At 69.6% G+C, this 23004-nt stretch carries 18 protein-coding genes; 7 read left to right on the forward strand and 11 right to left on the reverse strand.

Going from position 1 to position 23004, the window contains the following annotated elements; genetic code table 11:
- Window positions 1-4 precede the first annotated feature (4 nt).
- Genes AC1RTC_RS10155 through AC1RTC_RS10165 form a run of 3 tightly spaced genes read left to right on the forward strand, consistent with a single transcriptional unit; the run spans window position 5 to window position 2617 of the window.
- Window positions 5-748: a glycosyltransferase family 2 protein gene (locus tag AC1RTC_RS10155; protein WP_493155410.1), complete on the forward strand. Its 744-nt coding sequence runs from the start codon at window positions 5-7 to the stop codon at window positions 746-748.
- Window positions 745-1092, forward strand: a complete 348-nt coding sequence (locus AC1RTC_RS10160) for a DUF2304 domain-containing protein (RefSeq protein WP_493155411.1) — start codon at window positions 745-747, stop codon at window positions 1090-1092. Before AC1RTC_RS10155 ends, AC1RTC_RS10160 begins: the two co-directional genes overlap by 4 nt.
- On the forward strand, window positions 1085-2617 hold the full coding sequence (locus AC1RTC_RS10165; protein WP_493155412.1) for a DUF2142 domain-containing protein: 1533 nt from the start codon (window positions 1085-1087) through the stop codon (window positions 2615-2617). Before AC1RTC_RS10160 ends, AC1RTC_RS10165 begins: the two co-directional genes overlap by 8 nt.
- 42 nt (window positions 2618-2659) lie before the next feature.
- Here AC1RTC_RS10165 and AC1RTC_RS10170 read toward each other — a convergent pair whose 3' ends face one another.
- The 5 genes from AC1RTC_RS10170 to AC1RTC_RS10190 form a co-directional block, all read right to left on the reverse strand.
- On the reverse strand, window positions 2660-4504 hold the full coding sequence (locus AC1RTC_RS10170; RefSeq protein WP_493155413.1) for a hypothetical protein: 1845 nt from the start codon (window positions 4502-4504) through the stop codon (window positions 2660-2662).
- Window positions 4505-4633: 129 nt separating this feature from the next.
- The gene (locus tag AC1RTC_RS10175; RefSeq protein ID WP_493155414.1) at window positions 4634-5932 is read right to left on the reverse strand and encodes a nucleotide sugar dehydrogenase; all 1299 of its coding nucleotides are present in this window, start codon (window positions 5930-5932) and stop codon (window positions 4634-4636) included.
- Window positions 5933-5967: 35 nt separating this feature from the next.
- The gene (locus AC1RTC_RS10180; protein WP_493155415.1) at window positions 5968-7119 is read right to left on the reverse strand and encodes a glycosyltransferase; all 1152 of its coding nucleotides are present in this window, start codon (window positions 7117-7119) and stop codon (window positions 5968-5970) included.
- Between the two features lie 2 nt (window positions 7120-7121).
- A complete protein-coding gene (locus AC1RTC_RS10185) occupies window positions 7122-8276 on the reverse strand; it encodes a glycosyltransferase family protein (RefSeq protein WP_493155416.1) in 1155 nt (384 codons plus the stop codon).
- Window positions 8273-10078, reverse strand: coding sequence for an ABC transporter ATP-binding protein (locus AC1RTC_RS10190; RefSeq protein ID WP_493155417.1), 1806 nt, complete (start codon window positions 10076-10078; stop codon window positions 8273-8275). The genes AC1RTC_RS10185 and AC1RTC_RS10190 overlap by 4 nt, the downstream gene beginning before the upstream one ends.
- An 80-nt stretch (window positions 10079-10158) precedes the next feature.
- Here AC1RTC_RS10190 and AC1RTC_RS10195 point away from each other — a divergent pair, with 80 nt between their 5' ends.
- The gene (locus AC1RTC_RS10195) at window positions 10159-11370 is read left to right on the forward strand and encodes a glycosyltransferase (protein WP_493155418.1); all 1212 of its coding nucleotides are present in this window, start codon (window positions 10159-10161) and stop codon (window positions 11368-11370) included.
- Between the two features lie 4 nt (window positions 11371-11374).
- Here AC1RTC_RS10195 and AC1RTC_RS10200 read toward each other — a convergent pair whose 3' ends face one another.
- The gene (locus AC1RTC_RS10200; protein ID WP_493155419.1) at window positions 11375-12442 is read right to left on the reverse strand and encodes a glycosyltransferase family 2 protein; all 1068 of its coding nucleotides are present in this window, start codon (window positions 12440-12442) and stop codon (window positions 11375-11377) included.
- On the reverse strand, window positions 12439-13569 hold the full coding sequence (locus AC1RTC_RS10205) for a glycosyltransferase family protein (RefSeq protein ID WP_493155420.1): 1131 nt from the start codon (window positions 13567-13569) through the stop codon (window positions 12439-12441). The genes AC1RTC_RS10200 and AC1RTC_RS10205 overlap by 4 nt, the downstream gene beginning before the upstream one ends.
- Window positions 13570-13772: 203 nt before the next feature.
- Here AC1RTC_RS10205 and AC1RTC_RS10210 point away from each other — a divergent pair, with 203 nt between their 5' ends.
- The 3 genes from AC1RTC_RS10210 to AC1RTC_RS10220 are packed head-to-tail and all read left to right on the forward strand — an operon-like array spanning window position 13773 to window position 19281.
- The gene (locus tag AC1RTC_RS10210; RefSeq protein WP_493155421.1) at window positions 13773-16985 is read left to right on the forward strand and encodes a hypothetical protein; all 3213 of its coding nucleotides are present in this window, start codon (window positions 13773-13775) and stop codon (window positions 16983-16985) included.
- A 44-nt stretch (window positions 16986-17029) separates the two neighbouring features.
- Window positions 17030-18175 carry a DegT/DnrJ/EryC1/StrS family aminotransferase gene (locus AC1RTC_RS10215; RefSeq protein ID WP_493155422.1) on the forward strand — a complete coding sequence of 382 codons (1146 nt, stop codon included), beginning with the start codon at window positions 17030-17032 and terminating at the stop codon, window positions 18173-18175.
- Window positions 18176-18177: 2 nt separating this feature from the next.
- Window positions 18178-19281: a TDP-N-acetylfucosamine:lipid II N-acetylfucosaminyltransferase family protein gene (locus AC1RTC_RS10220; RefSeq protein WP_493155423.1), complete on the forward strand. Its 1104-nt coding sequence runs from the start codon at window positions 18178-18180 to the stop codon at window positions 19279-19281.
- A gap of 9 nt (window positions 19282-19290) precedes the next feature.
- Here AC1RTC_RS10220 and AC1RTC_RS10225 read toward each other — a convergent pair whose 3' ends face one another.
- From AC1RTC_RS10225 to AC1RTC_RS10240, 4 genes are read right to left on the reverse strand one after another with little or no spacing between them, the layout of a single operon-like run.
- Complete coding sequence (locus AC1RTC_RS10225; protein WP_493155424.1) at window positions 19291-19824, reverse strand: acyltransferase; 534 nt, start codon at window positions 19822-19824, stop codon at window positions 19291-19293.
- Between the two features lie 11 nt (window positions 19825-19835).
- Window positions 19836-20951 carry an acyltransferase family protein gene (locus AC1RTC_RS10230; RefSeq protein WP_493155425.1) on the reverse strand — a complete coding sequence of 372 codons (1116 nt, stop codon included), beginning with the start codon at window positions 20949-20951 and terminating at the stop codon, window positions 19836-19838.
- A 3-nt stretch (window positions 20952-20954) separates the two neighbouring features.
- Window positions 20955-21929: a Gfo/Idh/MocA family protein gene (locus AC1RTC_RS10235; protein WP_493155426.1), complete on the reverse strand. Its 975-nt coding sequence runs from the start codon at window positions 21927-21929 to the stop codon at window positions 20955-20957.
- A complete protein-coding gene (locus AC1RTC_RS10240) occupies window positions 21926-23002 on the reverse strand; it encodes a DegT/DnrJ/EryC1/StrS family aminotransferase (RefSeq protein ID WP_493155427.1) in 1077 nt (358 codons plus the stop codon). Before AC1RTC_RS10240 ends, AC1RTC_RS10235 begins: the two co-directional genes overlap by 4 nt.
- Window positions 23003-23004: the final 2 nt, after the last annotated feature.

Genomic DNA, 23004 nt, shown 5'->3' on the forward strand with positions numbered 1-23004 from the left:
CGCTATGAGAGTTCTCGTCGCCGTGCCCGCGCTCAATGAGGCGGACGTCATCGGCCAGGTGCTCCAGTCGCTCTCGGCGGTGCATCCTCTGGAGGACGTCGTCATCGTCGACGACGGCTCCCGCGACGCGACAGCTCAGATAGCCAGGGATGCCGGCGCGCGCGTCGTCTCGCACGCGATCAACCTCGGGGTGGGCGCCGCCATGGGCACGGCGTTCAAGTACGCGGTGCGCAACGGCTACGACGCCGTGATCCAGTTCGACGGCGACGGGCAGCACCGGCCGGAGAACATCGCCGCCCTCGTCGCGGGGCTCGACAGGGCGGACATCGTCATCGGCAGCCGCTTCCTCGACGGCGGCACGTTCAAGTCGTCCGCTGCGCGCCGCGGGGTGCAGCGGCTGATCGCGCGTGTCGCCTCCGCCTACGCGCGCACCAGGCTCACCGACGCCACGAGCGGCTTCCGCATCGCCGGCCCCCGCGCCCTCACCATCTTCGCCGAGCACTACCCCGTCGAGTGGCTCGGGGATACCGTCGAGTCGATAGTTCTCGCCACGCGACAGCACCTCACAGTCGCCGAGATCCCCACCGTCATGAACGAGCGGGCTGGCGGGACGCCATCGCAGTCCGTGTTCCGGGCGACCCTGTACACGGCCCGCATCCTGTTCATCCTCGGGCTCGCGAGCATCCGGAGCGTACCGCCGCAGCTGCGCGCCGCGCGCCGGGCGAACAAGGAGGCTGCCGCATCATGACCCCTCAGGTCCTCGCCATCGCCATGGCCGTCGTGCTCCTGCTCGCCGTGATCTTCCTGTTGCGCTCGTACGTGCTGCCGGAGAAGTACGCCGTGCTCTGGCTCATCGCCTCGATCGCCGCCATCGTGCTGTCGGCCTGGCCGGGGCTCCTCGACGCCATCAGCCACTTCTTCGGCATCGCCTCATCGATCAACCTGCTGTTCGTCGGTGCGTTCTTCGTCGTCTTCCTGATCCTCATGCAGGTCAGTCTCGAACTCGCCAAGACCCGGGACGAGCTCCGCAAGGTCGTGCAGAAGCTGGCGCTCGACGTCGAGAGGGCCTCACGGGACAGTGACGATGACTGAGAAGGAACCGGGCCGCCGCTTCCGCTTCCGGTGGATCCTGCTCGCCCCCGTGCTCGCGCTGATCGCGCTGTCGGCCTGGGCGTTCGCGTCGCCGATCGGCGCCGGGCCCGATGACGACTACCACGTGGTGAGCATCTGGTGCGCCGACGGCGGCAGCGCGGAGTGCGAGCCGGGTTCGTCGGCAGCCACGCGCATCGTGCCCAACTCGTTCGTGCGCATCGCCTGCTACGCGCAGGTCGAGTCGCGCAGCGCCGACTGCACCTACGACTACCTCAAGGACACCACACCCAAGGAGATCGACCGCGGCAACTTCGCCGGCGAGTACCCTCCCGTGTACTACGCGGCGATGCACCTGTTCGCCGGCGACGACGTGCAGGTGAGCGCGCTCGCCATGCGCCTCATCAACGCCGGACTCTTCGTGGGGCTCGCCACGGCGCTCTTCGCCCTACTGCCGCTCGACAGGCGCCGCACGCTGCTGTGGGGCTGGCTCATCGCGCTCGTTCCCCTCGGAATGTTCATCATCCCGTCCAACAATCCGAGCGGATGGGCGGTCACGGGCGTCGGCACGGCATTCCTCGCCCTGCTCGGGTGGTTCGAGGCCACGGGCCGCCGACGCTGGGCGCTCGGCGCGCTCTACCTCGTGGGCGTCGTGATGGCGGCGGGCGCCCGGGGCGACGCGGCCGTCTACGTCGTAGGGGCCACCGTGACCGCGGTCATCCTCACGATGATGCGCACGCGCGCCTACCTGCTCTCCGCGATTCTGCCCCTCGTCGGGCTGATTGTCGCCTTCGCGTTCTTCGCGAGCGCCGGACAGTCGGGAGTCGCATCCTCGGGCTTCACGAGCGATGGCGGCGCGAGCGCGGTCAATCCCGTCACGGGGGAGACCGGTGCGGGAGCACCGCTCAGCGGCTTCGCTCTTGCCGCGTACAACCTGCTCATGCTCCCCCTGCTCTGGACGGGAGTGTGGGGCACGTGGGCCCTCGGGTGGCTCGACACGCAGCTCCCCAGCATCGTCCCGTGGGCCGCGGCCTCCGCTTTCATCGTCGTCGGATTCGCCGGTATCGGCAGGATTGACTGGCGCAAGGCGCTCGCTGTCGGGGGTACTCTCGCGGTGCTCGTCGCCCTTCCGGTCTACGTGCTCACCGCGGGCGGCGACCAGGTGGGCGCGAACCTGCAGCCGCGCTACCTGCTGCCGCTCATCGTGCTCTTCGCGTTCCTGCTCGTGACAGACCCGGCACGCACCGGGATCAGCTTCACGCGCGTGCAGACCTTCGCCATCCTCGCGGCGCTCGCGGTCGCCAACTTCGTGTCGCTGCAGGTGAACATCCGCCGCTACGTCACGGGCGCCGACCAGCAGGGCCTGAACCTCGACGACGGTGCCGAGTGGTGGTGGCCCGGCTTCCCGGTCGGGCCCTCCGCGGTCTGGGTGATCGGCGCGCTGGCGTACGCCGGCCTGCTCGCCGTGGTGTGGCCGCAGCTGCGGCGGACCGAGCCGGTCCGGTCCGAGCCCGCCCTCAACGCCTGAACGGCCCCTCCCTGAGGAGGAGCCGTTCACGAGCAGGCAGGACTAGGTCAGCGGCTGCATCGACGCGACCTTGTACAGCTTCGGCGCGTCGTTGATGGCCTTGATCGCGGTCGCGAAGTCAACGCCCACGACATCGAGGTACCACTTGAGGTTGGGGTAGCGCGGGGTGTTCTCCTCCTCGACGAGGCGCAGGGCCTCGTCGCGGGTGATGTCGCCCTCGCGGATCTGGTTGCTGCGGAAGGTATCGTGCTCGGTGAACCCGGCAATCGTGTAATACGCGTAGTTGTAGAACGCCGCCGTGCCGTCGCCGATGCGCCAGGTGGTCTGGGTGTCGGGCGCGCGCTCCCAGTCGTACTCGCTGTCCAGCGTGTCTTCGATCTGCTTCTCGTCCCAGCGCCAGTAGTCGAAGATGTGGAAGTAGTCCGTCTTCTCCGTGAAGCTGCGGTAGTACTCGCCTAGCAGCGTGTCAGGAATCGAGCGGTTGAAGTACCCGGGGCTCTGGAACATGGCCTTGAGTCGCAGCGACTGGTAGCGCAGCTGCTTCATCGCGCCGTGGCTGTAGACCCTCTCCTCGGCGAAGTCCGGCGGGACGCCCAGGAAGCCCGACTTGAAGTGCGTGACCTCGAGCGGGTTGATGCCCCACAGGTTGAGGCTCACGCCGGTCTGGCGCTTGAGCGTCTCGATGTGGCGGAAGAAGTGCTTGTCGCCCGCGGTCAGCACGCTGAGCATCCCGAGGTGCGGCGATTTGATCCACGCGTTCAGGTTGCGGCGGATGTAGTCGCGCTTCTTCGTGATGTCCGCGGCGACGATGATGTTCTCCACGCCGAGCTTCGACGACATTCGGCTGACATTGCGGCGGCCGAGGTCGGTGACCATGCCCCAGTCGTAGGTGTACGTGACCGGGCGCAGCTCGAGCTCGTGGATGATGAGGTGCAGGCCGTACGAGCTGTCGCGACCGCCGGAGAAGGGCACCAGCACCTCGTCGCCGCTCGCGCGGCGGAACGGCTTGATGAGCTCGAACAGCTCTTCCTTCGGGCGCGGGTGGTTGCGGGGCTTGTAGTGCTGGCAGTAGTTGCAGACGCCGTTCTCGTCGAACGAGATGAAGGGCATGGTCTCGGGCAGGATGCACTTCGTGCAGCGGCGGAAGTCCGGCTTCGGGTACTGGAGGAGCTTCTCCTCCTCGAGGGAGACGCCGAGGCCGGGGACCAGGTCGAAGTCGCGGTTCGCCCACTCCGTGACGCCGATCTCCTCGGCCTGCGGGGGCACGTCGATCACGAGGCTCTCGCCGCCGCGCAGCTGACGGATGTTCTCCGCGCCGATCTCGCGCAGCGGGTAGGACTCCGAGGAGAACACCGTGCCGCCGGACTTCTCGCCCACGTACAGGCTGCCGTTGTTGGAGAAGAGCAGCAGCTTGCCCAGCGCCGGCACGAGGGCCGCGCACGCGACGACGCCCTCGGTGATGCTCAGCACGCGCTCGGCGGCGGTCTCGATCGAGCCGCCCTCGGCGAGGTGGGAGGCGATGATCGCCGGAATGACCTCGGTGTCGACCTGGAGCGCCGGGGTCTTGCCCAGCAGGTTCCAGATCGCCTCCTCGTTCACGACAATGCCGTTGTGCAGCACCAGCACCTGCTCGCGGAGGACGGGCTGGTTGTCACCGGTGCCGTTGGTCACGAGCCGGCTGTGGCCGAAGAACAGGTTTCCGAGCGGGGGGATGCGCTTCAGGAGCCACCCGATCGGGTAGTCGGCCCGGTAGGCGTGGAAGCTGCTCTTGTCGCGGATGATCATGCCGCTCGAGTCGCGGCCCCGCTGCTGGGCGTGCTTGACGAGAGTCTTCGTCGACGTGGAGTCGAGGGCATCCTCACCTATGTAGCCAAAGATTCCACACATGTGTTGTCGTCCGATCTGAAGTCTCAGGGGTGGAGGACCTGTCGCCCGGCCCTGCTGCGCGGGCCCGCCGGTCGCTCAATTATGCCATGCGCGTCTGAGACGGCAGGCGGGCCGGCCGGTCCCGGGCGATCAGGCGGTCGCCTTGCCGATGACGCGGTACGGGATGCCCGGCCACTGCTCGGCGGAGGACACCCGGCGCCCGTCGATGAAGGCCTTCAGCCCGGGCAGCTCCGCCGGGGTGAGGGAGCGGTACTCGCTGTGGTCGGCCTGCACCACCACAGCGTCGACGTCCTCGCCGAGGTGGTACGGCGTGAAGCCGAGTTTGACGAGCTCATCGTCGGTGTAGAGCGGATCCTGTACGACCGGGACCGCCCCGCGCTGCGTGAGCGCCTGTACCGCGCCGAAGACGCCGGAGAATGCCGTCTCCTTCACGCCGCCGCGGTACGCGGCGCCGAGCACGGCGACCTTCGCGCCGGTCAGGTCGCCGTAGGCGCCCTCCAGCAGGCCGATCGTGTAGTCGGGCATGCCCGCGTTGGCCGCGCGCGCCGCCGAGACGACGGTGGCCTCGGGGTCCGTCCAGAGGTACAGGCGGGGGTAGACCGGGATGCAGTGACCGCCGACCGCTATGCCGGGCTGGTGGATGTGCGAGTACGGCTGCGAGTTCGAGGCCTCGATGACCTGGTACACGTCGATGCCGGCGGTGGACGCGTAGCGCGCGAACTGGTTGGCGAGGCCGATGTTCACATCGCGGTAGGTGGTCTCGGCGAGCTTCGCGAGCTCGGCGGCCTCCGCGCTGCCCAGGTCCCAGACCCCGTTCGCGCGGACCAGGTCGGCGCGCTCGTCGAAGTCGAGCACCTCGCGGTAGAAGTCGACGGCCTTGGCGGCGCCGCGCTCGCTGAGCCCGCCCACGAGCTTGGGGTACTTGCGGAGGTCGGCGAACACGCGGCCCGTGAGCACGCGCTCGGGGGAGAACACGAGGTCGAAGTCGACGCCCTCCGTGAGGCCCGAGGCCTCCTCGAGCATGGGCTTCCAGCGGGTGCGGGTGGTGCCGACCGGGAGCGTGGTCTCGTAGGACACGAGGGTGCCGGGGGTGAGCACCGCGCCGAGCGACTTGGTCGCGGCATCCATCCACCCGAAGTCGGGCTCCGCGGTCTCCTCGTCGACGAACAGCGGGACCACGAGCACGACGGCGTCGGCGCCGGGCACGGCCTCGGAGTAGTCGGTGGTGGCGCGCAGCCTGCCGGCGGGAACGAGCTCGGAGAGCTTCTCCTGCAGGTGGGCCTCGCCCGGGAACGGCTCGGTGGCCTGGTTCACCAGGTCGACGGTGTGCTGCGAGACGTCGACGCCGATGACGTCGTGGCCCTTGCTGGCGAACTGGACGGCGAGCGGCAGGCCGATCTTGCCGAGGGCGATGACAGCGATCTTCACGGGGTTTCTCCAGGGGTATGTCGAAGTTTTCAATCCTACGCGCCGATGACCGCGAGGCTCTGGTCTACGACCGTCGTCGCGATCGAGCCGAGCGAGTACTGGGCGGCCGACCACCGCGCGAGCTCGGCCCGTGCGGCGGGCGGGAGGGGGGATGATGCGGCGGCGATCATGGCGGTGGCCGCGGCGTCGACGTCGTAGTCCACGGCCACCCCGGCGCGGGGGTGCTCGGAGTCGCGAAGGAAGGCGACCGTCGGTCCCCGCCCGGCGTAGACCACGGGGCATCCCGCCGCGAGCGAGGAGTAGACCTTCGTCGCGAGCGCGTAGTCGTTCGGGGGAACAGGCGAGAGGCTGGCGACGGTCGCCGTGGCTCCCGCGATGATCGGGGAGAGGTCGGCGGGCGGGATGGGCCCGTGGAACTCGATCGAGTCGGCGAGCCCGAGCTCGTCCGCACGGGCGCGCATCGGCTCGCGCTCCTCGCCGTTGCCGTAGTAGAGCAGCCGGGCTCCAGGGTGCTGCGCCACGACCTGCGGCATCGCCTCGACGAAGATGCCCGCCCCGTGCCACTCGGAGTGCGTGCCCGCGTAGACGAACACGGGAGGCGACGGCGGGGTCTGCCCCTCGTAGCGGAAGTCCTTGGTGTCGGCGCCGAACCCGATGGGCACTGCGGGCGTCTGGATGCCCACCTCGCGGAACCGGTCGATGAGCGGCTGGTGGGCGGCGAAGAGCATCTTGGCCCCGCGCAGCCCCCAGGCCTCGAGCCGGCGCAGCGTGCCGATGACGACCGGGTTGGTGGTGACCAGCTCGGCGGCCTCCGTCCAGTAGTCGGCGGCGCGCACGACGTACGGGGTGCGGCGCAGGGCGGAGACCACCCGGACGACGGCGACCGTCGTCGGGGGCGGCTCGACGATGTAGAGGTCCGCGCGGCGGGAGAAGAGCATCCGGAGGGCCAGCGGGATATCGAAGCTCATGTAGCTCAGGTACCCGCGCACGTAGTGCTGCTTGTCGCGCTTGACCGGCGCCCGGCGAACGTCGATACCCGGTGGGTCGTCGATGACCGCGCCGCGCGGCGGGCGCGTGGTCAGCACCGTGACCTCCCAGCCGCGGTCGCGGAACTCCTCTGCCCAGATCCGCAGGATGCCGGACGCTGCGGAGACCTCCGGCCCGAAGATCCGGGTGGCGATGACCACCCTCATCGACGGTCGGCGAGCAATCTCGCGACCAGCGCGTCCTGCGTGGCACGGTCGGGCTCGCTCGAGAGCTCGCGCGCCGAGCGGTCGGAAGCCTGCTTGAATGTCGCTACGTCGGCGGCGGTGATGCCCCGCAGCGTCTCGACGAGTCCGTCGGTCGTCGTGTCGCGGGTGATGAGGCCCAGCTCGTACTTGGCGATGTAGGAGTCGATCTCGGGAGCCGGCGAGAAGATGAGCCCCAGGCGCGCCTGGACGAAGTCGAAGAACTTGTTGGGCAGCACGTAGAGATGGCTGAGCGTCTTGAGCGGGTAGAGGAAGACGCCGAGGTCGTACTCGTTGAGCACGGTCGGCAGCGTGTCCGGCGGCACGGGGTCGTGCACGGTCACGCGCTGCGAGCTCGCCGCGAGCTTCTTGAGCTCGGCGAGGTGCCCGCCCGGCACCTCCAGCAGGTACAGGTCCAGCGAGAACCTGTCGCCCAGGATCTGGACCGCCTCGATGAGCTCGACGATGTTGCGCTCGGTGTCGGCCGTGCCGCTGTGCACGAGGCGAATGCGGTCGGGATCGACGGGCGAGGGCCTCAGATCGCTGCGGTAGTCGGGAGCGTTGCGCACGAGTCCGGCTTCAACACCGAACTGCTTCGTGTAGAGCCCGGCAAGCCCCGAGCTCACGCTTGTCGCGGCGGAGGTGCGGGGAAGGTACTTCTCGCACAGGTACTGCATGTACGGCCCGACGAGGAGGCGCCAGATGAAGACCGTCGCGCGCTCCTCGGGGGCCCACTCGTGCATGTCGGCGTAGACCTTCGCCTCGCCCGCGGCGGCGAACGCCAGCGGCAGAGCGCGTGCGTCGTTGGCGACGACGAGGTCGTACGGCCCGGAGGCGACAGTCTCGCGCACGACCGCCTTCTCGCCCGGTGCCGTGAGCTCGACCGCGTTGTGCAGGTGGAGCGCGAGCTTGAGCACCCCCAGAGGCGTCTCGGGAAGCGACGACGCCTTGTCGGGAATCTGGATATGGCGCGCCACGCCCTCAGGGGCAGGCCCGTACCCGACGGTGGTCACGTCCCCGTGCTTGCGCAGCACTTCGAGCTGGCGCAGCACTCGGGAGTCGGCGTGGATGGGCGAGAACGAGACGCAGAGGATGCGGGGGCGGGCGGCGGTCACGCTACGAGCCCTCCGTCGCCCTCGCCCAAGCCTGCCAACTGCACCTGCAGGCCGAACTGCGGGACTGCCGAGGCGAGGTCGTGGAACGACCCCTTGCCGAGGATGCGGCCGCGGTCGAGGTAGCAGATCTGGTCGTAGTCCTTGATCGTCGAGATGCGGTGCGCGACGGCGATGATCGTCACCTCGCCGTGCAGATCCTTCAGGGCTCGGACCACGTCATCCTCCGTCTTTGTGTCGAGCGAGCTGGTCGCCTCATCGAGCACCAGCACGAGCGGGTCTGAGTAGAGTGCGCGGGCGATGCCCAGCCGCTGCTGCTGGCCGCCGGAGAGCGAGACTCCGCGTTCGCCGATCCTCTCGTCGATGCCGTGCTCACGGGCCGCGACCAGGGAGCTCAGCTGGGCCTTCTCGAGCACCTGCAGGACCTTCTCGCGGTCGTAGTCCTCGTCCCAGGTGAGAGCCACGTTCTGGCCGATGGTTCCGTCGAACAGTGTCACTCGCTGTGGGACGTAGCCGATGCGCGAGCGCCAGGCGTGGATGACCTCGGGAAGAGGCGTCCCGTCAATGGCGATCACGCCGTCGGTCGGGAGCCGGAGCCCGAGGAGGAGGTCGATGAGCGTGGACTTGCCGGAGCCGCTGGGCCCGACGATGCCGAGTGACGAGCCGAGGGGGATCTCGAGGTCGAGGCGGTGGAGCACGGAGTCGCTGCCCGCCGGGTAGCGGAACTCGATGTCGCGGAGCTCGAGCGCGCGCGGCGCTGCCGGCAGCACCGTCGCGTCAACACCGCCGAGGGCGTCCGTCGCGTTGGCCTCAGCGCCGTGGAGGTCGTTGACCACGTCCTTGACCCAGGGCACGCTCGCCGTCGCGCTGATCATCGAGGCCTGGATGCCGGTGAGGGCGGGGATGAGTCGAAGGCCCGCGACGCCGAAGAGGGCGACCGCGATGATCGCGGTACTGAGCCCGCCGATGAGGTAGCCGGTGCCGCCGATCAGGAGGAATCCGCCGACCAGGGCCGTCTCGTAGGCGTAGCGGGGGATGTTGCCCAGGAAGGCCAGCGTGGCGCGGGCCTTGACGGCGCCCTTCCGGTGGCGTGCGACCACCACCTGGATCTGCTCCAGGCGGCCGCGGAGCGTGAGCTCTTTCATGGCCTCGACCATCTCGATGAGCAGACGGGCCACGCGGTAGCTGTAGTCGCGGTTGTCGCTCGAAGCGCGCAGCGTGCGCTTGGTCACGACCTGGTTGATCAGCACAGCGACGAGCCCGAGGTACACGAGCGAGAGCAGCGCCGTGACCGGCTGCGCGACGATGAGGACGGCGAGGGTGAGCACGATGGTGAGGATGCTCCCCGGCACGGTCAGGAGGGAGAGGATGAGGCTCGAGATCGCCACGGAGATGCCCGTATCGGCGATGCGGGTGAACTCCACGGTGCTGCGCTTGGAGCGCTCCTCCCACGTCGCGCCGAGGTAGGCACGGAACATCCGGGCGCCGATCTCGAACTCGTAGTGGGCGAACTGGCGGGTGGCGATCCAGTGCATGACCACCGCCAGCACGCTCTTGACGATGATGAGGCCGCACGCAATCAGGAGCAGCCACGGCGTCGCCGTATCGGGGAGCTGCCCGAGGATCGGGAGGGTCACGGCCGTGCCCGAGGCCACCGGCGTGATGATGAGGGCGATGAGCGACATCGCCGCGACGTCGAACAGCGAGAGGATCGCCGTGCAGACGAGGTAGATGACGAGGAATTGCCGAGCTCGGCCGGGTAGCAGCGGCAGGAGGTCGCGAAGGGCACTCCACAGATCTTTCATTTGCGTCAGGCTACCATTGGTGCGCTTGCGTTCAGCCGGGTGCGCGGGCCCCTGAACCCCTGACGCGGCGCGGAGGTGCCATGGTCGACGCGGTCGCACTGCTCGACCGGGCGCCGGAGCCCGTCCGCCGCTTCGCCTACCGGATCGCCGCCGGGCAGGGACTGCTGGGCCGGTTCGCGGATGCCGCGCGATTCCGCTTCTCGTCGGCGGACGTGCCCGCCCTCCCTCCGATCCGCGAGGAGCCGGTGCGGCTCTTCCTGGGACCGGCGAACTCGGCAGGCCAGGGCTATCAGTGGGCGCGCGGCATCGAGCACTACCTGCCCGAGGTCGCGGCCGTCGCCATGCACGGGATCGGTGTGGGCCCGTTCCAGCCCGAGGCAGACCTGAGGGTGCCTGTCGCCGTGTTCCAGCGCTCCGCCGCCTGGCACGACGCCCTCGAGGAGTTCCTCGCGCACCAGACCCACGTGGTGTGGGAGTCGGGGCTGCCGCTGCTGGGCCGGCGCTACGGCTCAGACCCGGCCGTCGAGCTTGCCCGCCTCGCGCAGCGCGGCGTGCACGGTGCGCTCCTGTTTCACGGCAGCGACCTGCGCCCGCCGTCGCGGCACGCCGCGTCCAGCGAGTGGTCGCCCTTCCACGAGCGGACCGGGACTGTGCGCGCGCTCGAGGAGACCGCCGCCCGCAACGCCGAGCTCGTGGCTCGTACCGGCGTGCCCGTGCTCGTCTCGACCCCCGACCTGCTGCAGTGGCAGCCGGATGCCGCGTGGTTCCCGGTCGTCGTCGACGCGGCCCGCTGGCGCTCGGCCCTGGACCCGCGCGAGACCCGCCGCGTTCCGATCGTCGCACACGCGCCGTCGCAGCGCTGGCTCAAGGGGACTGATCGCATCGAGCCCGTGCTTCACAGGCTCGCGGACGAGGGCGTTATCGAGTACCGCCGCGTGGTGAACGTGCCGCACGCTTCGATGCCGCAGTTCTACGCGGAGGCGGACATCGTCCTCGACCAGTTCGCACTGGGCAGCTACGGAGTCGCGGCCTGCGAGGCGATGGCCTCGGGCAGGCTCGTCATGAGCCACATCGACAGCCCGACGCGTGACCGGGTGCGGCAGCTGACGGGCCTCGACCTGCCCGTGCACGAGGCGACGATCGACTCGCTGGAGGCCGAGCTGCGCCGAGTCGCCGCCGAGCCCGAGGCGTTCAGCGCTCTTAGGGCGGCGGGCCCGGCCTTCGTCGAGGCCGTGCATGACGGGCGCCGGTCTGCGGCCGCCATAGCCCCGTTCCTGGGTGTCACGGCCTGAGACGTCAGCGCATCAGGGCGATGGCGGCGAGGAACCGCGGCATGGCCTCGCGGTGCAGCAGCCTCCGCATCGACGCCGGGAGAATATTCGACGGGCGCCGGTAGTCGGTGAGGACGGCGAGCTCGGCGGTCAGCCCGGCGATGTCCGGGATGCCCGCGAGCCCGTTCACGATGCGGGACTCCCGGCGGCTCAGGATGCCCGGGGCGGTCGGGGCGAGGGCGAGGATTCGGCGCACACCGGCGGTGAGCGCAGGGAGGTCCGCGGCAGGGTCCCCCGCTCTGAGCGATGCGGCGAGCACGTCCATGATGTGGGTGCGCAGGAGCTTGACCGCGAAGGACTCCCTCTGCGCGGGCGAGAGCGTCGACGTGAACGACTCGGCGAGAACGCTGTCCAGGAACAGGAGCGACTCGGCGGCGGGCTTCGGGGTGCTCGAGGTGCGGTTGGCGGGGTCGTCCTCGTGGATCAGGTAGCCGGGGGCGTTCCGCGCGAGGCTGATCCGGGCATCCGAGTACCAGAGCGAAGCGCCCTGGATCACGTCCTCCCCGGTGCGCAGCCCTGTGGCCATCCGAAGACTGCCGAACCGTTCTCGCGAGACGAGGCCGAGCTGCACTGTGCGATAGGCGAGGCGGTCGCGCACACCGTCGAGCCCGCGCGCGCGGAACGGGCGCGTGGGAGGGCTGCGGGTCGCGGCGCCCGGTGCGGTGCGCAGGGGCGGGATGACGACGTCCGCCCCATCACGTCGGGCTACGGCCACCCACGCGTCTACCGCGCCGGGCTCGTACTCGTCGTCGGAGCCGAGGAGGGCGGTGAACTCGGCGGTCGCGGCATCCAGACCCGCATTGATCGGTCCGGCCGGACTCGGGATGCCGTCGGCCACATGGATGAGGAGCACGCGTGGATCGTCAGCCCACGCGCCGAGGGCCGCGGCGATGCTGACGGTCTCGATGTTGTGGCACGCGACGATGACCCGGGTGTCGACGCCGGCCGTCGTGAGCACCGACGAGACGGCGCGCGCGATGGGGCGCCGGTCGGTGTGGACCGGGATCACGACGTCGACGACGGCAGGGCTCATGCGGGGTCGAACAGGGCTTCGATCGCGCGACCCCAGATCGTTACCTGCTTCTCTGACGAGAGAGCGTGCGCCGACTCGTCGGCCCGTGCCTTCCACTCGCTGATCTGCTCGGGGGTGAGGGCGTCGAGGACGCGTGTGACGGATGCGACGCCGAAGTCGTCGGACACCGCGCCGAAGCCGTTCGCCTCGACGAGGTTCCTCATCTCGGGCGACGGGCCGATGACGAGGCCGAGCCGCGCCTGGACGTAGTCGAACAGCTTGTTCGGCAGGGCCCACTTGTTGTTGTAGTTGGTGGGCGCGATGACGTTCATCCCGACGTCGTAGCCGTTGAGCAGCGCGATCAGCTTCTCGTACGGCGCTGCCTCGGGGAAGCGGATGCGGTCGGACGCCGCGGAGCGCTCGTGCAGCTCGCGGACGTAGTCGGGGTCGTTGCCCATCAGGTAGAGGTCGAGCGTCACGTCGGTGGTCGTGCCCATCGCGGCGTCGATGAGGACCTCGATCCTGCGGTTGCGATTGGAGGCGCCGCTGTGCACGAGCCGGATCGGGCTGCCGACGGGCCGGACCGCGAGATCGGCGTACGGCGCCGCGTTGGTCACGACCCCGGCCTCGACTCCGTACACGCGCCGGTACTCGTCGGCGATCCCCTGCGCGACGGTCGTCATCGAGCGCGCGCGGGGGAGGAAGCGCCGGCACATCCAGCGCACGTACGGTGCCACGAACCAGCGCCAGATGAGCAGCTCCTCGTTCTGCCGCGGAGCGTACTCGTGGATGTCGGCGTGCACGCCGTGCAGCGGGTCGAGCGAAAGTGCGAGGCCGATGGAGTCGATGTCGTTCGCGAGGACGGCGTCGAACCGGGGGAGCGGCCCGAGCACCGCTTGGGCGTGCGGCACGACCGGCTGGTTCCAGTAGATGTGGCGGTAGCGCCGCAGGATGAGCTCGCTCCGCCTCCACCTGCGGATGCCGTAGGCGTCGCTGAGCTGGAGGTGCTCCACGCGCGGATCCGGGGCGGGGCCGTACCCGCAGGTCGTGACGTCGTAGCGCTCCGCGAAGTACTTGACCTGCTTGAGCACGCGCGCGTCTGCCGAGATGTTCGAGAACGAGAGGATGAGCAGACGGGGACGGCTCATGGGCTCTCCGGACCTTTCACTTGCTGTCGAGGGCGTTCTGCAAGTCTACGGTTCGGCGGGCGACACGCGGCCCAGTCTCCCCGGCGCAGGGGTGCCTCGCCTATGCTCATAGCAGTTCGGAGGAGCGGGGTATGGGACGGCGTTCGCCTGAGGGGAAGGCGCGCAGGGGCTCGGGAATGTCCGTAGGGGGCAGGGTCCTTGGCATGCTGCTGGCTGGTGTGACGCTCGTCGGCGCCCTCGTGGCGGTCCAGCCGGCGGAGCCGGCCCAGGCTATCAGCGGCTCGGAGTTCAACCCGGGCTACATCATCTCCGACGAGAACTTCTACAACGGCGCAGCCATGAGCTCGGCCCAGATCCAGTCCTTCCTCGACGACAAGATCGGCACGTGCCAGACGACCCGGTGCCTGAACGTCGCCGTCGTTCCGTTTGCCAGCCGGGCGGCCTACTACTCCACGGACACCGGCAACCTGGTGTGCTCGGACATCACCGGCGGCAACCTCCGGGTCTCCGAGCTCATCTACCGCGTACAGGCCGCGTGCGGAATCTCGGCCAAGGTCATCCTCGTCACGCTCCAGAAGGAGCAGGGCCTCGTTACCAGCACCGCCCCCGGCGACTGGGCCCTCCGGGCCGCGATGGGCATGGGATGCCCCGACACCGCGGCCTGCGACGACGCCTTCGCAGGGCTCGCCACCCAGATCTTCGCGGGCACCCGCCAGCTCAAGATCTACAAGGCCGCCGAGTTCGGCCGCCAGCCCGGCCTGCAGTATGTGCAGTACAACCCCGACACATCCTGCGGCGGCACCAACGTCACCGTGCGCAATTACGCGACCGCCGCCCTGTACAACTACACGCCGTACCAGCCCAACTCCGCGGCGCTCGCGAACCTCGGCGGAATCGGCAACGACTGCTCCAGTTACGGCAACCGCAACTTCTGGGTGTACTACACGAACTGGTTCGGCCCGACCACCGAGATCCTCTGCGTGGGCAACCCCAGCCGCGACATCTCGCGCTACTGGGACTCCGTGGGCGGCGCGAGCAGTCCGCTGGGATCCCCGGTCTCGCCGGGCGTCGCCGCCGGGCCTGCGGGCACCGTCATCGGCTACTACGCCAACGGCAACATCTATTGCACGCCCCGGATAGGGCCGTACGGGGTCGTGGGTGACATCGTCACCAAGTACGCGGCGATGGGCGGCCCGTCCAGCTCCCTCGGCTCCCCGGTCTCGACGCGGGCCGTGTTCTCAGCGGGCGGCGTGAGCGGCTATCTCCAGGAGTTCCAGTACGGCACCATGCTCTCGTCGACGACGACGGGCACGTACGGCGTGCTGCACGGCACGATCCGCACGGCCTGGGGGCAGCGCGGCGGTTCGGGCGGTGCGCTCGGGTGGCCGGTCAAAGACCAGGAGACGGTCGCCGGCGGCGTCCGGCAGCAGTTCCAGAACGGGCTCATCATGGCGCCGACCGGCAAGGCGGCCATCGTCCTGACCGGGGCCATCGCCGCGTACTGGAAATCCGGCTCGACCGCGACGGTCCTCGGCTCGCCCACGACCTCCGACTCGCCCCTGGTGGCGGGCGGCGTGACGGGCACTGTCCAGTACTTCGATCGCGGGATGGTGCTCTCCTCGACCACGACGGGCACCTTCTCCGTGCTCACCGGCTCCATGCGTACGGCATGGGGAGCCCAGGGCGGCTCGGGCGGAGCCCTCGGGTGGCCCGTGGGCGAGCAGCAGGCTATCGGCGACGGCTACCGGCAGGCCTTCCAGCGCGGCACCGTCTTCGCCTCGGCGACAGGTGCGGGGGGAACGCTCTCGGGCGACATCGCCACCTACTGGAGCGCCGGCACGAACGCCACGAGGCTCGGCTACCCGACGGGGTCGGCCACCAGCTGGACAGCGGGCGGCGTATCCGGGTCCCTGCAGTACTTCGAGAAGGGCATGGTCCTCTCGTCCGCGACCACGGGAACCTACTCCGTGCTCACGGGCGCCATCCGCGACGCGTACGGCGCGCGGGGCGGCTCCGGCGGCTCGCTCGGCTGGCCGACGGGCGACCAGCAGACAGTCTCCGGCGACGTGCGCCAGCAGTTCCAGGGAGGTCTCCTCTCCCTCGGCACGGGTCTCACCGGCGACATCGCCGCGTACTGGGGCACGGGCGCCAACGCGAGCCGGCTCGGCATGCCCACGTCGGCAGCAACAGCGCTGACAGCGGGCGGCGTGACCGGCACCCTGCAGTACTTCCAGCGCGGCATGGTGCTCTCGTCCGCGGCGACGGGGACGTACTCGGTACTGACCGGCGCGTTCCGCACCGCGTGGGGTGGCGCGGGCGGCTCGGGCGGCTCGCTGGGGTGGCCCACTGCCGACCAGGAGTCGGTCGCCGGCGGCGCGCGCCAGCAGTTCCAGCGCGGCGTCGTGATGGTGCCCGCCGGCGGCGCGGGCGGGGTGCTCACCGGCGACATCGCGACCTACTGGAGTGCCGGTACCAATGCCTCCAAGCTCGGGATGCCCATCTCCTCTCCCACGGCGTGGACTGCCGGCGGGGTATCCGGAACCCTGCAGTACTTCGAGAAGGCCATGGTGCTGTCGTCCGCGACGACGGGAACGTTCTCGGTCATGACGGGCAGCATCCGGACGGCCTGGGGCAGTGCTGGCGGTACCGGCGGTTCGCTGGGCTGGCCGACCGCCGACCAGGAGCCGATCTCCGGCGGAGTGCGCCAGCAGTTCCAGAACGGCTTCGTGATCGCCCCGACGGGCGGCGCGGGCGCCGTGCTGTCCGGCGAGATCGCCGCCTACTGGGGCACTGGGTCCAACGCGTCCCGACTGGGCTCGCCGATCTCCTCGCCATCCGCCTGGACAGCCGGCGGCATCTCGGGGACCCTGCAGACCTTCCAGCGGGGCACCGTGCTGTCGTCGACGACGAGCGGGACCTTCGCCGTGCTCGACGGCCCCGTCCGCGGCGCGTGGAGCGCCCAGGGCGGATCCGGCACGATCGGCTGGCCGACCGGCGACCAGACCGCGGCCAACGGGATCGTGAGCCAGGCGTTCACCAAGGGGATGCTCCGGATCACCTCTGACGGAGCGGTGATCGCCCTCGTCGGGCAGTACAACGACTACTGGTCGGCAGGCTCGAACTCGACCCTGCTCGGCGTGCCGACAGCGCCCGTCGTGACGTGGACGGCGAGTGGCGTTTCGGGCTCGTACCTGGTGTTCGAGAAGGGCATGGTGATGTCGTCGGCGACCACCGGCACCTTCGGAGTGCTGAACGGGCCGATCCGCACGACCTGGGGCGGCGCTGGGGGTTCGGGCGGTTCGCTCGGGTGGCCTACGGCCGATCAGCAGACCGTGTCCGGAGGCGTGCAGCAGCAGTTCCAGCACGGCATCGTGATGGTCCCCACGACGGGCTCGCCGTACATCATTCCGGGGTAGCGCACGTCGGGGCCGGGCATCAGTTCGGTGATAGAAATGTCACTATGCCTTCTGAGACGCCCGCGTTCGCCAATCCGATCCACGTGGGGCGTCCCAACGTGGCGCGGCCCGACGAGTTCCGCCGCCTCGTGGACGGCGCGCTCGATCGTCTCTGGCTGTCGAACGACGGGCCCCTGGTCCGTGAGTTCGAGGCCGCCGTCGCCGAGTACCTCGGGGTCAAGCACTGCCTCGCGATCAACAACGGCACGATCGCGCTCGAGATCCTGATCCGGGCGGCGGGCCTGTCCGGCGAGGTCATCGTGCCGTCGTGGACCTTCATCGCCACGGCCCACGCCCTCCAGTGGCTCGGCATCACGCCCGTCTTCGCCGACGTGGACCCGGAGACGCACTGCCTCGACCCCGAGTCCGTGCGGTCGAAGATCACGGAGCGCACGACCGGGATCATCGGCGTGCACCTCTGGGGGCGCGCGGCGCCGGTGGACGAGCTTCAGGCGATCGCCGACGAGCACGGACTCACCCTCCTCTACGACGCCGCTCACGCATTCGGCGTCTCGTCAGGCGACCGCATGGTCGGCAACTTCGGCAACGGCGAGATCCTGAGCTTCCACGCGACGAAGTTCTTCAACGCGCTCGAGGGCGGCGCCGTTGTCACCAACGACGACGCGCTGGCGGAGCGCGTTCGCCTCATGCGCAACTTCGGCTTCGCGGGCGAGGACAACGTGATCAGTGAGGGCACGAACGGCAAGATGTCGGAGGTGTCGGCAGCGATGGGGCTCTCCAACTTCGGGGGCCTCGACGATCTCATCGGTGTGAACCGGCGCAACTACGAGGCGTACGTTCGCGGAGTCGCGGATATCCCCGGGCTGCGCATCCTGCACATCAGCTCCGAGAACCGCAGCAACTACCAGTACGTGGTGCTTCTCGTAGAGGAGGGCAGCGCAGTGTCGCGGGATGACCTCCTCGCTGAACTGCGGTCGAACAACGTCCTGGCGCGCCGGTACTTCTGGCCGGGCTGCCACCGGATGGAGCCCTACCGCACGCTGCAGCCCGACGCGGCGAGCTCGCTCCCCGTGACGGAGCTGCTCGCGGACCGCGTCATCGTCCTTCCGACCGGCACCGCTGTGAGCGAGGATGACGTGGCCGTGATCACGGGCATCCTCGGGGCGGCTTCGGCACGCGCGGCGCACTGACCATGGGAGACGTGCTCCACGTCGTGAGCAGTCCTTCCTTCCTCGAGTTCACGGCGGGGGTGTTCGAGGAGGCCGCACCGGGGCGCAACGTCGTCGCTGCGGTGGACGTGGCCCCCGAACGGCTGCACCTGCCCTCCGCCGTTCGCGTCGAGCACCTGACCGCAGCGGAGTCAGGACGCCTCGCCGATCTTGCCGCGCGCAGCGACATCGCCATCTTCCACGGCGTCACGGCCTCGGTGGCCGGAGCGCTCGCGTCCACTCCGTCGTCCACTCTGCGGGTCTGGAGCGGGTGGGGCGGCGACTACTACGGCACGTCGCTAGACCGCTACGCGGGGCAGTTGTCCCCGTCCACGCGCCGCCTGGTGAGGAGCACCTACCGGCCGACGATCTGGCTCGCGCGCGGACGCTCCGCCCTCACCCACGGGCCCGTGCTGCGCGCGGCGGCGGCTGCCACCGACGTGTTCTCCGCACCGATTCCGAATGATCTCGCAGCGTTCCGCCGCCGGTTCCGCGGCTTCCACGGGAAGTACAGCCAGCTCAACTACGTGAGCGTTGAGGACTCGATCGCGACGACCGAGACCGCACTCGGCCGGGACGTCCTGGTGGGCAACTCGGCGACTCCGAGCAACAACCACGTCGAGCAGTTCGAACTGCTTGCGCGGCAGGACCTGGGCGACCGGCGGGTGATCGTGCCGCTGAGCTACGGCGACCTCGACTACGCGGCCCTCGTCGTGCGAGAGGGGAGGAGGATCCTGGGCGACCGCTTCGAGCCCCTCACCGACTTCATGCCCCTCGATGCCTACAACGAGGTGCTCGCGCGCTGCGGCGTCGTGATCATGGGCTCTCGGCGCCAGCTCGGGCTCGGGAACATCCTGCGCGCGGTCTGGCAGGGCGCCCACCTCGCGCTCGATCGCCGCAACCCGACGGTGGACTACCTGCGCGAGCGCGGCGCGGCCGTGACGCTCCTCGAGGAGATCGATCGCGACGGACTCCCCACGGGCCCGCTCTCCGACGAAGCGGTGGCGGCGAACCGGGGCTTCCTCGACGAGTACTGGGGCCGCGATGCTGTGGTGCGCAACGCGCGCGCCCTCATCGCCCTCGCCTGACGCGCGGGGTCAGCGGCCGTCGCGCTGGGCCTCGAACCGCCGCAGGCCGTCAAGCACGCCCTCGCGGTCGCGCTCGCGGTGCCGGCGGTTGCCGATGTAGACGCCCCAGGGCTCCAGGTCGCGGGTCACCACCGAGTTCGCGCCGACTACCGCGCCCTCGCCGACCGTGACACCGGGCAGCACGACGGCGTTGGCGCCGATGATGCAGAACCTGCCGATCGAGATCGGTGCGCGCAGGGCGTTGCGGTAGTCGGAGAACTCCGCGGGGATCGTCGAGTTGCCGAAGCCGCCGTGGATGAAGTCGTCGGTGCCCGTGAGCAGCCTCGCACCCTGGGATACGGCGGAGTAGTCACCGACCTCCACCCGCTCTCCTCCCGTGATGGACGAGAAGCACGCGATGTGCACGTAGTCGCCGAGCACGACGGGGTCCCTCGCCACGATGAGCGTGAAGTCGTCGATGAGCACGGGATTGCCGAACGTGATGTTCTCGGCACCGATGATCCTGGCCCCGCCGTACGCGGTGACGCCCTCGGGAAGCTCCATGGTCGTCAAGTCTAGGCGGCGGTCGTCGCGCGCTCCCGGTCGCGGCGGTCCTTCCAGCCGCGGATCGCCTTCTCCGCCGGCGCCTCGACGAAGTGGTGGATGCCGGCCGAGAGTGCGAGGGCCACGGCGAAGATGCCGGCCCCCCAGATGAGGTTTGTCCCGCCCCCGCCTCGCGGCCCGCCGATGACGTTGAGCACCGCGTACATCACGGTCGCGTGCACCAGGTAGAACGCGTAAGACCAGTTGCCGAGCCGCACCATGACGGGATGGGCCAGCCAGCTCCGGCGACCGCGCAGGGTCGCCGACGCCACGGCCAGGATGAGCAGAGCGCACGCGATCGTCGCGAACTCGTTCGAGTACCTGACTGGCAGCGCGGAGAACGCGCCCAGCTCGGGGCCGAGGGTGATCCACGCGATTGTCGCGGCGAAGAGCACCCAGGCCAGCCAGACCGGGATGCGCGGCCTCCAGCCCTGCGTGAGGGCCCACGCGAGCCCCATGCCCAGCACGAACTCAGGTACTCGCTCGAACGGCAGCGGGACGAATCCCGACCACCCCGGCACAAGGGTCGCGGCGCTCCGGTAGGCGAACGCGACGGCGACCGCGCCTACGGCGACAAGCAGCGCTCCGCGCAGGGCGAGCCTGCGCAGCAGCGCTCCGAGGTAGGGGTGGATGGCGTAGAAGAGGGCCTCGCAACTCAGGGTCCAGGCCGCGGGGTTGCCCGAGAACAGGATGGCCGGATCCTTGCTGAAACCCTGCAGGAGCACCACCGACAAGAGCAGGATCGGGACGCTGAACGGCTTGACCCAGCTGTGCTCGGGAGCTGCCAGCGTGTAGAACACCGGGATCGCCAGAAGCAGCGCGACCATGTGGGCGGGCCAGATCCGCGCGAAGCGCCGCACGTAGAACGTCGACACCCTCAGGGCGGGGCGCATCGACCACGTGAGCACGAAACCGGAGAGGACGAAGAAGAAGGTGACTCCGAGGAATCCGAGTCTCAGGGGGAAGTCGAACGGAACCGGCAGCGGCCCGAAGACCTGCATGTGGTAGCCGAACACCCAGAACGCCGCGAGCCAGCGAAGTCCCGTCAGCGCGTCCAGCCGAGGTCGGGGCGCCTCCAGGTCGGCCATCTCCTACAGGCGCCAGTTCAGGCCGTCGGCCACCATCTTCTCAGCGATCTCGACGACGCGCGTGCCCTCGGCGAGCGTGACGATGCCCCTGGGCTCGCCCGCGATGACGGAGTCGCGGAACGCCTCGTGCTCGGCGAGCAGCGGCTCCTTGCGCTCCAGCGCGAAGCGGGTCCAGTCACCCTCGGAGACACCGCGGAACTCTCCCGGGTCCCAGGCGACCTGGATCCGCGCGTTCTCGTAGAACGTGAGGTCGGCGGTGAGGGTGTCCGCGACCAGCACGCCCTTCTCGCCCGTGATGATGGTCATCCGCTCCTTGAAGGGGGTGAGCCAGTTGACGATGTGCGACGCGATAGTGCCCCCACTGAGCGTTCCCGTGGCGACGACCATGTCCTCGTGCGCGCGGCCGCTGCGGAAGGTGGTGCGCGCGTTGACCGACACGTACTCCTGCTGCGTCACCCACGCGGTCAGGTCGATGTCGTGGGACGCGAGGTCCTTGATGACGCCCACGTCGGCGATGCGGCCGGGGAACGGGCCCTGGCGGCGCGTGGCGATCTGGTAGATCTCGCCCAGGAAGCCGTCTTCGATGCGCTGCCGAGCGGCCTGCAGGGCCGGGTTGTAGCGCTCGATGTGACCGACGCCGCCCACGAGGCCCTTGCTCGCGAACAGGTCGCGGAGGGTTGCCGCGTCCTCCGCGGTGGAGGCCACGGGCTTCTCGATAAGGGCGTGGATGCCGGCATCCGCCAGCCTCTGGCCCATCTCGAGGTGGTAGATCGTCGGGGCCGCGACGACGACGTAGTCAACGCCCAGGGCGAGGAAGTCGTCGAGGTCGTGGATGACCGGCTTGTCGTGGAAGCGCTCGGGAGTGTTCGGGGCGGGGTCGTAGACACCCACGAAGTCGACGCCCTCGAGCCCGGCCATCACGCGGGCGTGGTTGCTGCCCATGACGCCGAGGCCGAGGACCCCCGCGCGCAGAGTCACGCGCCGGCCTTCGCGACTGCGTTGACCGCTTCGACGATGGCGCCGAGCTCGTCCTCACTCAGCGAGGGGTAGATCGGCAGCGACAGCACCTGCGTCGTCGCGAGCTCGGTGACCGGCAGGTCGAGGTCGAGCCTGAAGGACGGCAGGCGGTGGATGGGCGTGGGGTAGTACGAGCCCGAGCCGACGCCGCGGGCAGTGAGCTGCTCGGCGAAGGCGTCGCGGTCGTGGTCGACGACGCGGATCGTGTACTGGTGGTAGACGTGCACGGCGCCCGGCGCGGTCGGGGGAGTGACGACGCCTTCGAGGTGCTCGTTGAGGAACGCGGCGTTCGCCTGGCGCTTGGCCGTCCAGCCGGCGAGCTTGGTGAGCTGCACCCGCCCGATCGCGGCGTGGATGTCGGTCATGCGGGTGTTGAAGCCGACTACCTCGTTCTCGTAGCGGCGCTCCATGCCCTGGTTTCGCAGGACCTTCGCGAGTCGCGCGACCTCGGCGGACGGCGTGGTGATCATGCCGCCCTCGCCCGAGGTCATGTTCTTGGTGGGGTAGAACGAGAAGCTTCCCGCGATGCCCCACGCGCCCACGGGAATCCCGTCGACTGACGCGGCGTGCGCCTGGGCGGCGTCCTCGAAGAGCAGCAGGCCGTGCTTGTCGGCGATCGCCTTGATCGCGACGAGGTTGGCGGGATGCCCGTACAGGTGCACGGGCATGATTGCCTTCGTGCGCGGGGTGATGGCGGCTTCGATGGCTGCCGGGTCCGTCGCGAAGTAGTCCAGCTCGATGTCGACGAACACCGGAGTCGCCCCCGCCAGCGCGACGGCGTTGGCCGTCGCGGCGAAGCTGAACGACGGCACGATGACCTCGTCGCCGGGGCCGACGCCCGCGGCGAGGAACGCCATGTGCAGGGCGGAGGTGCCGGAGTTGACGGCGACGGAGTGCACGCCGTTCACGATCTCCGAGAACTCCGCCTCGAACGCCGCGACCTCAGGGCCCTGGGCGAGCATCCCGGAGCGCATCACGCGGTCTACCGCCGCGCGCTCCTCATCGCCGATCTCGGGCCGTGCTGCTGGAATCATCG

It is taken from the genome of Rhodoglobus sp. GW821-FHT12B09 (assembly GCF_058809925.1).

Coding starts and splice junctions, on each gene's coding strand:
- AC1RTC_RS10155 (WP_493155410.1), top strand. CDS start 5: ATGAGAGTTCTCGTCGCCGTGCCCGCGCTCAATGAGGCGGACGTCATC.
- AC1RTC_RS10160 (WP_493155411.1), top strand. CDS start 745: ATGACCCCTCAGGTCCTCGCCATCGCCATGGCCGTCGTGCTCCTGCTC.
- AC1RTC_RS10165 (WP_493155412.1), top strand. CDS start 1,085: ATGACTGAGAAGGAACCGGGCCGCCGCTTCCGCTTCCGGTGGATCCTG.
- AC1RTC_RS10170 (WP_493155413.1), bottom strand. CDS start 4,504: ATGTGTGGAATCTTTGGCTACATAGGTGAGGATGCCCTCGACTCCACG.
- AC1RTC_RS10190 (WP_493155417.1), bottom strand. CDS start 10,078: ATGAAAGATCTGTGGAGTGCCCTTCGCGACCTCCTGCCGCTGCTACCC.
- AC1RTC_RS10195 (WP_493155418.1), top strand. CDS start 10,159: ATGGTCGACGCGGTCGCACTGCTCGACCGGGCGCCGGAGCCCGTCCGC.
- AC1RTC_RS10200 (WP_493155419.1), bottom strand. CDS start 12,442: ATGAGCCCTGCCGTCGTCGACGTCGTGATCCCGGTCCACACCGACCGG.
- AC1RTC_RS10205 (WP_493155420.1), bottom strand. CDS start 13,569: ATGAGCCGTCCCCGTCTGCTCATCCTCTCGTTCTCGAACATCTCGGCA.
- AC1RTC_RS10210 (WP_493155421.1), top strand. CDS start 13,773: ATGCTGCTGGCTGGTGTGACGCTCGTCGGCGCCCTCGTGGCGGTCCAG.
- AC1RTC_RS10215 (WP_493155422.1), top strand. CDS start 17,030: ATGCCTTCTGAGACGCCCGCGTTCGCCAATCCGATCCACGTGGGGCGT.
- AC1RTC_RS10220 (WP_493155423.1), top strand. CDS start 18,178: ATGGGAGACGTGCTCCACGTCGTGAGCAGTCCTTCCTTCCTCGAGTTC.
- AC1RTC_RS10225 (WP_493155424.1), bottom strand. CDS start 19,824: ATGGAGCTTCCCGAGGGCGTCACCGCGTACGGCGGGGCCAGGATCATC.
- AC1RTC_RS10230 (WP_493155425.1), bottom strand. CDS start 20,951: ATGGCCGACCTGGAGGCGCCCCGACCTCGGCTGGACGCGCTGACGGGA.
- AC1RTC_RS10240 (WP_493155427.1), bottom strand. CDS start 23,002: ATGATTCCAGCAGCACGGCCCGAGATCGGCGATGAGGAGCGCGCGGCG.